Genomic DNA, 14,858 nt, shown 5'->3' on the forward strand with positions numbered 1-14,858 from the left:
CTATAAATATTTACTGGCTCAGTAAATAGCTCTTTTGCTATAAATATTTACTGGCTCAGTAAATAGCTCTTTTGTAATTTTATTAGATTCCGATAACTTCCTGACGATATAACAAGAAAGCATTATCCGTTTTTCTAAATTTGCGTATGAAGCATCTCTCCATACGGTTTGAAATAGCTTCTTATGAATGAATTCAACATTCTTTGCTAGGTCATCTTTCCAGTATTGAGATTCAGATATCATTAGTAGTGACCATTAACATTGTATTAGTGCGCATGCTCGATTTCTCAAAATCGTTATACGCAACTTATCTTATCTAAGCTTATGTTATTATACCAATTTTTCGTCATTCCGGCCTGTCTCTTTTCCGAGAAAGTGTGCATGCCGCCTATCTCTGGTAATGCGTTCATACTATCACCACACCCAATTCTCTAATCTATTGATTATGCTTACTTTCTGTTTTCGCGTTCTGGGATAGTGTGAATGAGCGCCGACAAAGCGTGCACTCAATTGGCGTGCTTCCACCGATAAGCTGGTTATCCATCTAGTATTTCCCACGCTACCGCCGATCAGTTCTCGGTACCTAACTCACGTTTTCCGTCAGCGTTGTCAGGTTAGCTTATCAAAGCCGTGCTGATTTTTTCGTGCTTAATTGTCCAAAATGTTAGCGGCGGCAGGTTTTGTGCGGCGCAATGGCTGACATGGCTTTGCCTACAAAAACAATAGGATCAGGGGGTTATCGCAGTAACTTTATGAAACCAATTTAATATATGGCGAGTATTGGTCTATTTTCCCACACAACACGGAGACGTTGTTATGCGACATCACGCCATATACAAGCAGGGATGGCGATCCCTTTTCGCACTTTTATCCACCACTGTTGCGCTATCGGCAGCAAGCGCTGAAGGCACTCAAGATACTATTCATGATCCTTGGCTTAAAAAGGTTGTCGCGCTAACAGGAAACCACAAGCCCGACAATCCAGACCCTACCAGCTATGGCATGGACCCTAAAACGGGTCAGTTTATTCATCCTCAGCGAACCTACCATGCCTACACACCCAAGCCATTTGATGGGTTACTCGATTATTGGGATGACAAAACGTATAGCAAAAACATGACGGTAGAGGCCTATTACCCCATCACGGTTGAGCCCTTCCACACGTGGCAAAATATTGTCGATTTTGATGGCAGGCGGTATCTGTATCAGTATGTGCGGCGCGATCTAAAGATCTTTGATATTACAAACCCAAAAGATCTGAAGTTGTTGTATACCCGCGGTAAGCAATGGGGGCCAAATGGGCCTCAAGGGGAAGAAGTGAACCCCTATCCCACTGGTGATATGTTTGGCGCGGCCAGCATACAGTGGAGCGAGGCTCGACAGAATTATGTGATGGTGCAGGCCTTTGAGATCCGTCGCTTCGGGCTATTGAAAGATAAATTCACCCAGCCGGAAAAAGTCGCACAAATCCGTCATGCCAAGCATTTAAAAGGATTTAAGGTGTATGACATGCATGGCCCACTTCCGGACCAATGGACATTAATCGCAGAGCGAAGCACCGATATTAACCACCCAGACGCTAAGGTGGGTGAACAACAAGGGTCGGGCGTGCGCGATATTCCCACTTGGTTTGGGGGAAAGACCATGATTGTTGCGGCCGCACCCGATGCCAGTTATGCATTAACCGAATATGGCAATGATTTATATTCCGCGGGTTATCAATCGTGGGATATGTCTGATCCGGCCAACCCAATATTTATGGATCAATTGGCAGTGCCGGGGCAAATTCTTAACCAACCTGCGCATCAAAAAGCGTATCTCAATAACCCTCGCGCAGGGAATCGTACCTCTTGGATGGGCGCTCGTATGTCGCTGTTTATTCCGACACCGGTCGAAGAAGGCGGGAAATATGGCTATGCCGCGATGGGCGGGCTTGGTTTCTATGTGGTCGATATTTCCAATCCAGAGCAGATGCAAGTGGTGAGTCACCTTGACTTTGAGCCCAGCGTAGCGGGGACAGAGGGCGACTTTATCGATGTATCCCAAGTCGAACAAACAGGCCTCGTCTACTTTAGCGGTTATCCACTTAATGAAGAGTGTTTTGAACCCTATAAAGACGTGCATATTATTGATGTGTCGGATCCCGCGCAGCCGAAAAAAGTCGGCGTGTTACCACGTCCAATCCCACCGAAAGAGGCTGCTTTTACGGATTTTTGTCAACGTCGCGGCAGCTTCGGCCCAAAACGTACCGGTGCTTACACCCAGCCCGGTATCGGCCGCCAAGGTATTCTTCCTTATAATTTTTATAACGCTGGCCTGCAGGTATTCGATGTTCGTGACCCACAACAACCTGCGATTGCGGCGTACTTCGTGCCGCCGTTCAAGGAAGATGAAGTTGCCAGTTATGCGATGGGGAATTTGTCACACAGTGTCTATGTGGAATATGACCGTAACTTATTTTGGCTGTTCACTAATCACGGGATCTACGTGCTCTCTTCGCCGGTGTTAGGCAAGCCATCCTTTGCACCGCCTGAGCAAGCCTGGCCACCTCGTCCTGCCAGTGCGCGTAATCCCCAATAAATGCTTTTCATATAAATGGCTTAGGTGTCGCCGGCTGGCTGGCGACATCTTTTCAGTCGTAAGGCCTTGTTTTGCTCGCCGTCGAGCGTCGGTCCAAACTCATGACTCCTTCTCGTTACCGATAAAGCGGTATACGAAAGCGCCCAATATCGCGCCAGCGATGGGGGCAACCCAGAATAACCACAATTGTGCAGTGGCCCAATCGCCCACGTAAAGCGCTACCCCTGTACTACGGGCCGGGTTCACCGAGGTGTTAGTCACGGGAATACTAATAAGGTGGATCAACGTCAAACACAGCCCAATGGCAATCGGTGCAAAACCTTGAGGGGCGCGTTGGTCGGTGGCACCGAGGATCACCACTAAAAACATCATGGTCATCACCACTTCCGAGATCAGCGCCGAGGTTAAGCTATACTGGCCCGGTGAATGCGCACCATAACCATTCGCGGCAAATCCATTCGAGACATCAAATCCGGCTTGTCCACTCGCAATCAGGTACAACACGCCACCAGCCGCTAACCCCCCTAAAACTTGGGCAATAATGTAAGGGAGCAGTTGATTAGCGGGAAAACGCCCTCCCGCCCATAAGCCAATGGACACCGCTGGATTAAGGTGGCAGCCAGAAATATGGCCAATGGCAAACGCCATGGTTAATACAGTAAGACCAAAGGCGAGCGATACGCCGAGCAACCCAATCCCCACTTCTGGAAACGCAGCAGCCAATACCGCACTACCACACCCGCCCAAAACTAACCAAAATGTGCCAAAAAACTCTGCACCATACTTATTCATCCGTGTCTCCTTTTTTTGACTCGCATGACTAATAATGTGATGAGTATAGGCACACATTGTGTTTAAGGTATCAATAAGTAGACAGCATTATGTCGCGATGGCTAAAAATAAAGGACGTGATTGCATTGTGCCATACTGCCAATGAGCGCTTTTGCTTCCCCCTGCTTTCTCGCTCTTGTAGACTACGCGCGCGTTTATTATCGACTGATAAGAAAATCTATGCCTGCAATAACACCGGCTTTTAAAGTGATAGACGGGTTTTCTCTGTGTGAAACAGACACAGAGCGTCTTAATGTATTTTTTACTTATCTTCGTGAAGGTGAGCCCGAACTCGCAGAATTGCGCCTTGAGCAGCTTGTCCTTGCCCTCGCCAATTCCCCCTCTCAGGCATCGTTGTTTGCGAACAGTATTTGCAATGAAGCCAAAACCATTAAGCTGTCTCCAGCTTTTGTCCAATTGGGCATATTTTCTAAAAATGGATTGGTGACGGAAATCTTTCGTCGCCTTTATAATAAGATCAATCCGCCACCCAAACGCTGCAACGATATCAACGACTTATTAAGCTATTTCGTCGGTGGCGAAGACAAGGTTTGGGTGAATGCTATTTCGTCTAAATGCTGGTTTAAGCTCTATCGCTTGCTGGTGAAAAGTGCATCCCCTGAAGCCATTCGCACAACCGGCGAATACATTAAAAGTGAGCTTTGTTATTCGCTAGAAATGTTAGCGATTTGGGTTGCGGCGGAAGAACTCGATCCTGAGCTACTGCGGATTGATCGCCGTTTAAACGAAGTGGACTCGCCGTTTATTGCCCTGCAGCGCGAAACCAGTCAATTGGTGGCGACCATCAAGGAGGGTGAGATTGATTCGGTGGATACCGCGCACTTCTGGGTAATGATTGAACAGTGCCAGCTTCAAGTAAAACGGATCCGCACCCGTGGGATCAGCCAATTTGGCTTCTCAACACACGCATCACACATGCTTGAGCGTTTAGATCAAACCCTCAACCGCATGGTGCTCTTATTTCAAATCCTTGACTTTCGTCATCCGCATCAAAAGGCGCGCTGTGTACTGAATTTGTGGCAACAATTGCTGACCTCGGTCACGGAGCGTAACAGCGTGCGTGCCATCTATCGCAAAAGCACTCGCACTTTCTCGCAAAGCGTGACGCAAAACAAAAGCAATCATGGTGAGCACTATATTGCCAAAACGAAAAAGGACTATCTCAATATTCTGAAGGGCGCGTGCGGCGCGGGCGTGATTATAGCCTTGCTTGCGTGGGTAAAAATCTACATTGATACGCTGCAACTTTCACCGTTTAAAAGCGCCTTTCTGGTCAGTTTAAATTACGGTGTCGGTTTTATGCTGGTGCATGTGCTGCATTTTACGATTGCGACCAAGCAACCGGCCATGACAGCGGCGAATTTTGCTGCCCATGTTGAGAAGAATAAGCAAGGGCGAACCCGAAGTAAAAAGCTAGCCCGCTTGTTGATCGATGTAAATCGTTCCCAGTGGTTCGCCGTGTGGGGCAATATTGTCGCAGCCATTAGCTGTAGTGTGCTGGTCAGTTGGGCGTTTATGCATTTTTTCAGCGATGCGTTGTTGTCACCCGAGCAAATTGACTATCAAAAACAGTCTATTATGCCTTTCAGTGGCATGGCATGGCTTTACGCCGCGATTGCTGGTGTGTGGCTGTTTCTATCTGGGATCATTACGGGCATTCTCGATAATCGCGCCGACTACATTGAATTGAAAGATCGCCTTGTCGCCCATCCACTCATGCGCATCGTGCCTGAGTCACGGCGTGAGAAGGTCGCCTTTTATATTCACGATAATTACGGCGCTTTGGGTGGCAACCTGATCTTTGGCTTTTTGCTCGGCATGACCAGTTATGTGGGTTACTTAGTCGATATTCCCTTGGATATTCGCCATGTCGCCTTCTCTTCCGCCAATATTGGTTACGCGCATGTGAGCGATTTTCACGGTGTGTTGGCCTTTCTTTCTAGCCTGTTCTTTGTGCTGATGATTGGGTTTATCAACCTGTGGGTGAGCTTCGGATTGGCCTTATTTGTGGCACTTCGCTCACGCAGTTGTGAGCTTGATATCAAGTCCGTACGGACCGCTGTATTTACCCAGATTAAGCAACATCCCGCTTGTTTGTTCTGGCCACAAAACACCGCACCGATGGCTAAAAACTCACCACCCAACCACAAACGGACACCCTAGTTATTTTGCTGTGATGCAGGCTATTTATCGGCCTGCATCACAGCCTTCATGTGCTACGTGCAAACAATTACACGCAAGCTTTCTACACACTCGCAACAACGATCAAGTGACCAGATAAATATACATACCATGCCAATATTACCGTTCATTAAATGAAAGGAGAGCTAGTCATGTTTCGTTTATCTCGTCTCGTACTCGCCTGCTTGATGGTGAGCACTAGCGCTGCGCACGCACACACTTTGATCGCAAACCATACACCCATGCGTCCGGCTGCTGTCTTAGAGGACGTCGGGGTGCCGGACCAGCTTGTCACCGAAACCGATTTGCTCTTTCAACCGCGCCGTCACCCATTTAACATTGATGATTTTCTCGCCGAGCAATTGCCACACTGGCAACCGGTGAGCGAGGCGATTATGCATTGGAGCGGTGCGTCAGGGATTGATCCACGTATATTGATCACCACCCTCATCACTAATGCGCCGGAGTTAGAGCAGGATATCGCCCTCGATCGGATCAGCGAACTGAAGTTGCTACAGGCCATCGAGCAAACCGCATCCACGTTGTCCGCTTTGCTTTATCAGCCCAACACGCAGACCTCTGATGCCACGCTGGGACATGCCACACAGACTCTTGTCAGCACTCTCCACTCTCCGAGTGACTGGCAGACATGGCAGACACGTTACCAAGCATGGTTTGGTGACCAAAAACCCCTAGGGCAACATGCCATCTCATCACGCAGCTTAGTTGCGCCACCTGCAGGGTTTATGCAATGGCCGTGGCGACAAGGCTACGCCTGGATCCCAAATGGCCCACATGCCCATTCAGGATCCGGTTTTCCGCTTTCTTCTATTGATGTCTCTTATGATTGGCCGCAATGGGGAGGCACAACTTACAGTGTGACTGCCGCCCACGATGGTTATGTCACCGTACTATCGCGCTGCCAAGTGCGGGTCACTAACGATAATGGTTGGGCAACCAATTACTATCACATGGACGGCATTCAAGTGCGCAACAATCAGTGGGTGGGCAAAAATACCAAACTCGGCACCTACGCCAGCCAGCGTTCTGTGGCGTTGTGCCAAGGAGGCTCCTCGACCGGACCTCACTTACATTTCTCGTTACTCAAAAATGGTCGTTTCGTCTCCATGCAAGATGCGGTATTAGGCAGTTATCGTATACAAACGGGCCGCTATAGCTACGATAACGACTGTCGTTATACGTGGCTTACTCAAACGCAAACCGGGAATAAAGTGTGTCTATGGCGTCGTATCACCAATCCATAATCGCATTAATGCGTGCACTTCACATTTCCAATACTGACATAAAGGCCACTTAATTTGTGGCCTTTATCTTTATTTTACATAACAACAACATTCATAAAACTTGCGGATAACCTCTCAAAATAAAACAGTCATTTATTCTGTACGATTTTTTTGTCACTTAATTATTAATAGATAATAATATCTATATAAATCAGAATCATAAAACAAGACACACCTCTCAAAAATCCAATCAAATACAGGCTTTTTGTAACAAAATCTATACAAACAAAAAATAAAAAGCCTTGTAAATATTGTTATCTATAAGCCACGTTTGATCGACGAGCAGCACGCTCGTCTTCCTATTAAGCCGTTGGGGAGAAAGGAATCTTTCAACAAAAAATAGGGCAATAAAAATGAAATTATCCAAGTTGACTTGGTTAGTCACCACAGGGGTTTTTGCAAGCACACCCGCACTTAGCGCAGAGCTAATTAATGTGACCGATGACACCGTTCTGAGTCAGGTTCTCGACCAACCAATCGGTGTATACGCCCCAATGGGCTCCTCAGCCAACCCGCTAGGTTTTAAAGAAGTAAAACGCGTCACGCTGCCTAACGGTAAAGTCAAAGTTCGCTATCAGCAAACCTACCAAGGCGTTCCTGTACTAGATACCAATGTGGTTGCTACTGAAAAAGCCGGAAAACGCAGCGATGTTTACGGCACTATGGCACAAGGCCTTACTGAAGACATCATGACAGTCGCGCCTGCATTGAATAGCCAAGATGCCTTAGGGGCTGCGAAGGTACACTTCACACAGAGCCAGACCACCCTCACCTCGGCTCCCTTTGAAAATGAGAACACCAGACTGGTCGTTCAACTCGATGAAAACCAAAAAGCACAGCTCGTGTATATCGTGGATTTCTTCGTCGCCGCCGAAGAGCCTAAGCGTCCTTTCTATATGGTTGACGCGGAAACCGGTGAAATCATTAGCCAGTGGGATGGGATCAATCATGCAGCTGCCGGTGGTACTGGTCCGGGGGGAAATGAAAAAACGGGCCAATATTTGTACGGCACGGACTATGATGACTTCCCCGTCGATAAAGTGGACGATGTGTGTACCATGGAAACCGACAACGTCAAAACGGTTAACCTGAACCACGGCACATCAGGCACCAACGCATTTACATACCCATGTCCAGATGGCACCAACTACAACGATACAAAATACACTAACGGCGCATACTCCCCGCTGAATGACGCGCATTACTTTGGTCATGTCGTTTTCAATATGTACAAAGATTGGATGAACACGGCGCCATTGACCTTCCAGTTGACGATGCGAGTCCATTACAGCAAGGGTTATGAAAATGCCTTCTGGAATGGTAGCTCAATGACGTTCGGTGATGGTCAATCAACGTTTTATCCATTGGTTGATATCAACGTTAGCGCCCACGAAGTCAGTCACGGTTTCACAGAGCAAAACTCTGGATTGGTATACCGTAACATGTCGGGTGGTATTAACGAGGCGTTCTCTGATATCGCCGGTGAAGCGGCTGAGTTCTACATGCATGGCGACGTAGACTGGATTGTCGGTGCGGATATCTTCAAGGGATCGGGCGGTTTGCGTTACTTTGAACAGCCTTCGCGCGATGGCAAATCCATTGACCATGTCGATCAATACTACTCAGGCATGAACGTGCACTATTCAAGTGGTGTCTTTAACCGTGCCTTCTATCTCCTTGCGAATAAGCCAAACTGGGATGTCCGCAAAGGTTTTGAAGTCTTCACCGTTGCCAACCAGCTTTACTGGACAGCCAATAGTACCTTTGATGAGGGTGGTTGTGGTGTCGTTAAGGCCGCAAAAGATCTCAACTACAACGAAGCCGATGTGGTTGCAGCCTTTAATACCGTGGGCGTTAATACCTCTGCCTGTTCTGACGACAACTCAGGTTCTGTGTTACTCCCTAACGAACCAAAAACCGGTTTGAGTGGTAGTCGTGGTTCTTCTGAGCTCTTCACTTTCACTGTTGATAGCAACCGTTCGGTAAAAGTCACCATGAGTGGTGGTACAGGCGATGCCGACTTATATGTAAAAGCTGGTAGCGCCCCCACCACAAGCGATTGGGACTGCCGTCCTTTTGACTATGGCAATGAAGAATCATGCACTGTCAACGCAAAAGATGACGAAATATACCATGTGATGGTTCGCGGCTACTCTAACTACTCGGGTGTGAGCTTAGTTCGCAACTAATTACTCACCGTCCTCAGCGCCGCTTTCCGTAGCGGCGCTTTTTTGTCCACCATTTACCCGAAAAACGCTAACTTCATAGACAGTTCATAACGTGCTTAGCTTTTTGCACACCAAGCGCTATCTTTCTTTTTCCATAAAAAACTCAAATAACGCAAATAAAAACATAATTTTAAGATCAGTTTTATTTCGCACATAACCAAGCCAAAACGCTGAATGTCGATCATTTCTCTCAGCGTTTTGTTTGTCGTCTATGCTGAAGTAAGGACTCAAAAATCGGAGGGACTATGCTCAAGCATTTGTTCACCATGGCATTATCGCTTTGCATTATGGTATCTGCTAGCGCACGCGCCGACGTCCTCACCATGCCATCCCTTGAGTGGCCGCCCTACTCGGGYAATAGCCTGCCTGAACAAGGCGCATCGGTTGCAGTTGTTAGGGCCGCAGTTGAAGCAATGGGACACGAACTCAATGTTGAGTTTTATCCTTGGTCTCGCACCGTGTACTTGGTCAAAAACGATACCCAATATGCGGGGTATTTTCCCGAATATTACTACGAGACTGACGAGTTACTCTTTTCCGACCCGATAGGAACTGGACCCCTTGGTTTTGTCGAAAACACCAATCAACCGATTGAATGGTCCTCATTGGATGATCTGGCTTCACACACGATAGGCGTGGTGCGAGGCTATGTGAACACACCAGAGCTGGATGCGCGGATTGCCAATGGCACGCTTAAATCATCTGCTGTGACGAATGACACGCAGAATTTACAGAAAGTCGGTCGCGAACGTCTTCCACTTGCGGTCATCGACGCCAACGTGCTGGCTTATCTTAAAGAAAATGACCCTGCACTGAGTGCTGTGAAAGACAAGCTACAGATGAACAAGAAGCTTCTTGTCGACAAAAAACTCTACATTGCCTTTGCCGACAATGAAGAGGGACGAAAATGGCGTGACATCGTCAATGAAGGCCTGAAAAAAATTGATATCGAACAGATTATGCAAAGCCACCTAGGCAACTAGGAGGCGCTGCACCAAAGTTAAGTGGGAAAGCACTGCTGTACCACTGGGCGTGGAAATAGATGGAAGATGAACGCTATGTTTAAAAGTCTGAAAGCAATATTTGTAACGCAAGTAGTTATTGCTGTTTCGGTCGTGTTGGGGATCTCCAGCTACATTGATTACCAAGACACCAAGCAGGAACTCAATAGCGCACTTGTCGCCACAGTGGACAACGCAACCAATCGTATGAAGCTGAGCTTGCCCAAAGCAATTTGGGATTTTGACCTTGAAGCGGCCAAGCTCTCGATCTCCGCCGAGTTAAAAGCTCCCGACATTAAAGGCGTTCGGGTGTTAGATAACCAAGGCGAAGCCATCTTATTTTTACGCCTCGGACCTCCCTCAGAAGATGGAGAAAAGCGTCCTCCCGTCGATATTGGCGCCGATCAGCAGGCATACTATGAAGCCATGCCTAAAGAAGAGAGTGAACTGTCTTTCACCGAGTACGGGGAGACTAACAAAGTCGGTACGGTACAGGTATTTTATAACACTGACCGCTTAGAAGCGGCCCTCGCCGATACCCTGTATCGCAATATTATCGAGCTGCTTGTACTTGATGCGGTGATGATTGTGTTTTTGATCTTAGCCCTGACCGCGACCGTGGTGAAACCACTTAACGACCTCACCGAACGCGTCCGCGAACTGGCCAGTGGCGATGGCGATCTCTCCAAAGTGATCCCGGAACCAAAATATAAAGAATTCGCGAAGATCACTGAGCACATCAACCACTTTACCGCGTCTTTGCGCGAGATCGTCAACGAAGTGACGCAAGCTTCTATCAATTTGGCTGAAGTCGCAGCACAAAGCGGACAGATGGCACGGACAAACGCCGAGCGCCTCGAGCAACAAAAACAAAGCCTTTCTACTGTTGCAGCAGCAGCGACTGAAATGAATCAGTCGATTGCAACCGTTGCTGATACCGCGAACGACGCTGCAAGCCACGCGCAGGGGGCAACTGATTTGGTCAATCAGGTGTATCACACCATCGAAAGCTCTGCGTCTGAAATTATCAACATGCGTTCTGAGATGGAGAACGTCAACGCCGAGATGCACAAGCTGCTAGAGGAAGGCGAGAAGATCTCCGATGTGGTGAACGTGATTAATGATATTTCCGAGCAAACCAACCTACTCGCGCTCAACGCCGCCATTGAGGCAGCGCGCGCCGGCGAGCAGGGTCGCGGATTCGCAGTGGTTGCCGATGAAGTGCGCAGTCTCTCAGTCAAAACCAGTGAATCGACCGAGCAAATTCAATCCAACATCAAATCATTGAGCGAAGCGACTGAGTCAGTGGAGAAAGAGATCAAACGTATCGGTAGCATCCTAGAGAGCACTGCCGGTCGCGTCTCTGAGTCGCAAGAGTCGGTCAGCCAAGTGCGCGAAACCATCACCGATATTTCCGAGCGTAGTGGACAAATCTCGCAAGCAACTGACGAACAACGTCAAGCCATTGATGAAGTCAGTCAAGCGATCAACGAAGCGTCAGACGCCACGAATTATGTGACCGAAGGTGCGCAAGATAACGCGGCTCGAACAGACAAAGTGCTGGAGCTGAGTGAAAACATTAAAGGACAGATGGGTAAATTTAAAACATAACAATCTGGTACATCACAAGGAGCGACAATGAAAAAGATATTTACAGTTGGCTTACTGTTTCTTTTGATGGTACCAGGGGTGATGGCGCGCACATTAACAGCCGCCCAAGACCCTTGGCCGCCGTTTGTAACGTCTGATGCCTCCATGCCCGGTATCTCGGTTGAGTTATTAACCGAAGCGATGAAAACGCAAGGCTATGACGTTGAGTTCAAAAACATGCCTTGGGCACGCGCGCTAGATTCGGTAAGTAAAGGCACCATCGATTTGCTGCCGGCCACTTGGTACACCGAAGCTCGCACTGATTTTTTACACTACAGCGATTCTTATCTCACCAATGAGCTGACATTTATCAAGCGCGCCGGTGACAGCTTCCAATTTTCCGACCTTAGTGGGCTAGACGGAAAAACGGTTGGTATCATCCGCGACTATGGGTATGGCGATGCGTTTCTTGCCTCAGACAGTTTTGATAAGCCAGAAGCGAATAACCTAGTCACAAATTTGAAGAAATTACTCGCTAATCGTATCGATCTCACCTTAGAAGACAAGGTTGTCGCGCTGTCCGTGATGAAAGAAGAAGGTATGGGCGCAAATGCGTTTGCGTTTACGAATAAGCCCCTGTCATCGAAACCGCTTCACGTCACCTCCGGTAAAGCGAATCCAGACGGTGCGCTATTTATTAATGCCTATAACAAAGGACTCGAAGCAATAAAAGCCAACGGGACATTCGATAAAATCGTTGAAAAATATGGCATTAAGTGATCGAAAGTAAAAATATCGGATACACTAAAAGAAGGGATGCACCAGCCCCTTCTTTTTTATTTGTAGGGTGTGCGATGCTTTTTAAGCGACAATTCAATCGATGGTTTTTAGTGTTTTCATTAGGCTTTGCACTGCTTGCTGGGCTGGCCATTGTCAGCACGCATAATTATATCATTGAACAAGTGATTAAAGAGGAGCAAGAAGACATCAACCGTAAGGCCACACTCATTCGCTCCCGTATTGAAGCGGCGATATTTAGAGACACTTACCTCGCCGATAGCCTTGCGACCGTTGTTGCGATTGACCCCGAATTCGCCATGGCAAGTTGGGATGACGTTGCCGGTAAACTCCTCACCAAAGCCAGTTATGTGAGAAACGTTGGGCTCGCACCCAATGATGTGATTAGCCACGTCTATCCACTAAAGGGAAATGAAGCAGCGATAGGGCTCGATTTCCGCGCTCGGCCGGAACAGTATCGAACGGTACTTCGGGCAAGAAACCTCGCAGACGTTTATATTGCAGGCCCGGTGGACCTTGTGCAAGGTGGACAGGCGATTATCGCGCGCTTCCCCATTTTTTTATCTCCCATTGATAAAAGTTCTTACTGGGGTGGCGTCAGTGTCGTGATCAATTACAACAAACTGTTTGAAGAGTCGGGCCTCTTTAATCTCGCAGGGGCCTCCGTTGCCATAAAGAATACAGAAACGCTAGATTACTTTTATGGCTCGCAAGACACTTTTTTCAATGCCGACTTTGTGGTCCCCATTAGTCTCCCCAATGGCGAATGGACTTTGGCTGCGCAATATACGATTGCACAAACACCTCAAGTCAAACAATTAAGTGTATTCGTTTATGCCATCTGTATTTCCTTTGTCTTAGCAACTTACGGTATGATCGGCCTATTTTATCGCAGCTTTTTAAAGGCGAAGGAGCAAGCGTTCCAAGACCAACTAACCACACTGCCTAATCGTCGTTTTGCCATTGATTTGTTAGAAAAGCTCACGACTGAACGAAAGGAGTCATTCGTACTGCTGAATATCGATTTAAATGACTTTAAGTTGACTAACGACGTATACGGCCACGAAGCCGGAGATGCTTTACTCGCCCACGTGGCCTTACGCCTGCGTCAGAGTGTTCGAGCCTCAGATATTGTCGCGAGAATGGGGGGCGATGAATTTATTGCCGTACTAAGAGATGCTCGACCCGGCGATGTAAATAGTATTATCAACAGCATCAAGACCTCGGTAGAATCCCGTGCATGTGCATGGCAAACCTATAAACTCTATCCGTCATTAAGTATCGGTCACGCGCTATACGATCATGAGTCACCACAAAGCCTATACGAAGTCATGGCTACCGCTGACCATGATATGTATCGCGTCAAGACATTGGGAAAACGTGAACGTCCCACGAAAGAAAAGATAAATTGAGCAAGCTCTGAAATAAGAATAAAAAAGAGGTGGCCACACCTCTTTTTTATCTTGGTAAATGTATCTTTAAATATCTATTGGTAGACTAATTTAAGTACTTATCCAATATCTCTTGCAGTTGGCCTGATTCACGCATTTCTTTCACACCTTCATCAAGCATTGCTTTGATAGCATTCGCTTCTGGGTGCTCTCTAGAAATCATCATGTGGAATTTATCACCACTGTTTCCAGGAATTGGCTCTACTTGCATTCCGCCAGCGAGATAATCAGTGCCTTGCGCAACTTTAAATCCAGCCAATATCTCATAACGCGCCAAGAATACATCACAACGGCCTGCTTCGGTTTTTTGCACTAATTGATCAAAGCTTTTTGCTGATTTTCTGACTTTACTGTCGTCAACACCAAAGCCTGTGTAGTTATAGCCAAGAAGGCCACACATTCTCAACCCATTTAAATCTTCTACTGAGCTTATATTCAGGCCATTAGGATTTTGGCGAGTTGAGTAGATGTAACTGGGTTGAAGAGTATAGTAGTAGTCGGTAAGTAGATAATCCCGATCACGCTCTTCATTGTACGATGCGCTCAACGCTATATCATAATTGCCTGCTTTCGTTTCTAATACGCAACGTTTCCAAGGAGGCATTTCAACCGATACGTTAACGCCTTCTTTACCGAAGATATTGTTCAGAACGTCAACATCATACCCCTCGATATTATCACCTTTTTTATAGTGGAAAGGTGGCCAGCCAGCTCCATCACCGCAGGCGCTGATAGAGGAAGTATCAAGCGCTAATGCTGGACTAGCGACGAGCGTGCCAACAAGGGCAGTTGCAGAAAGTATCGCAATTTTCATAGTGAACTCCTATTAGGAAACCTCACTCTAAGTATTGATGATATTCTCGATAACGCGAC

Annotated in this window: 10 protein-coding genes; 8 read left to right on the top strand and 2 right to left on the bottom strand. The window is 47.3% G+C overall.

Annotated elements, in window-relative coordinates; translation table 11 throughout:
• The first annotated feature begins 816 nt into the window (after window positions 1-816).
• A complete protein-coding gene (locus tag BZG82_RS08305; RefSeq protein ID WP_077481357.1) occupies window positions 817-2,580 on the top strand; it encodes a hypothetical protein in 1,764 nt (587 codons plus the stop codon).
• A 99-nt stretch (window positions 2,581-2,679) separates the two neighbouring features.
• Here BZG82_RS08305 and aqpZ read toward each other — a convergent pair whose 3' ends face one another.
• Window positions 2,680-3,372: an aquaporin Z gene (gene aqpZ, locus BZG82_RS08310; protein ID WP_077481355.1), complete on the bottom strand. Its 693-nt coding sequence runs from the start codon at window positions 3,370-3,372 to the stop codon at window positions 2,680-2,682.
• A gap of 219 nt (window positions 3,373-3,591) precedes the next feature.
• Here aqpZ and BZG82_RS08315 point away from each other — a divergent pair, with 219 nt between their 5' ends.
• From BZG82_RS08315 to BZG82_RS08345, 7 genes are all read left to right on the top strand, one after another.
• Window positions 3,592-5,595, top strand: coding sequence for a recombinase (locus tag BZG82_RS08315; protein ID WP_158011470.1), 2,004 nt, complete (start codon window positions 3,592-3,594; stop codon window positions 5,593-5,595).
• 170 nt (window positions 5,596-5,765) lie between these two features.
• The gene (locus BZG82_RS16685; RefSeq protein ID WP_077481351.1) at window positions 5,766-6,878 is read left to right on the top strand and encodes a M23 family metallopeptidase; all 1,113 of its coding nucleotides are present in this window, start codon (window positions 5,766-5,768) and stop codon (window positions 6,876-6,878) included.
• 392 nt (window positions 6,879-7,270) lie between these two features.
• A complete protein-coding gene (locus BZG82_RS08325) occupies window positions 7,271-9,106 on the top strand; it encodes a M4 family metallopeptidase (RefSeq protein ID WP_077765583.1) in 1,836 nt (611 codons plus the stop codon).
• Between the two features lie 284 nt (window positions 9,107-9,390).
• The gene (locus BZG82_RS08330) at window positions 9,391-10,128 is read left to right on the top strand and encodes a substrate-binding periplasmic protein (protein WP_077480819.1); all 738 of its coding nucleotides are present in this window, start codon (window positions 9,391-9,393) and stop codon (window positions 10,126-10,128) included.
• 75 nt (window positions 10,129-10,203) lie between these two features.
• Window positions 10,204-11,757, top strand: a complete 1,554-nt coding sequence (locus tag BZG82_RS08335; protein ID WP_077480821.1) for a methyl-accepting chemotaxis protein — start codon at window positions 10,204-10,206, stop codon at window positions 11,755-11,757.
• A gap of 27 nt (window positions 11,758-11,784) precedes the next feature.
• On the top strand, window positions 11,785-12,516 hold the full coding sequence (locus BZG82_RS08340; RefSeq protein ID WP_077765584.1) for a substrate-binding periplasmic protein: 732 nt from the start codon (window positions 11,785-11,787) through the stop codon (window positions 12,514-12,516).
• Between the two features lie 74 nt (window positions 12,517-12,590).
• Window positions 12,591-13,946, top strand: coding sequence for a diguanylate cyclase (locus tag BZG82_RS08345; protein ID WP_077765585.1), 1,356 nt, complete (start codon window positions 12,591-12,593; stop codon window positions 13,944-13,946).
• A gap of 85 nt (window positions 13,947-14,031) precedes the next feature.
• Here BZG82_RS08345 and BZG82_RS08350 read toward each other — a convergent pair whose 3' ends face one another.
• A complete protein-coding gene (locus tag BZG82_RS08350; RefSeq protein WP_077480827.1) occupies window positions 14,032-14,799 on the bottom strand; it encodes a substrate-binding periplasmic protein in 768 nt (255 codons plus the stop codon).
• Window positions 14,800-14,858: the final 59 nt, after the last annotated feature.

The organism is Salinivibrio sp. PR5 (assembly GCF_001996085.1).
Classification (GTDB): Bacteria; Pseudomonadota; Gammaproteobacteria; order Enterobacterales; family Vibrionaceae; genus Salinivibrio; species Salinivibrio proteolyticus.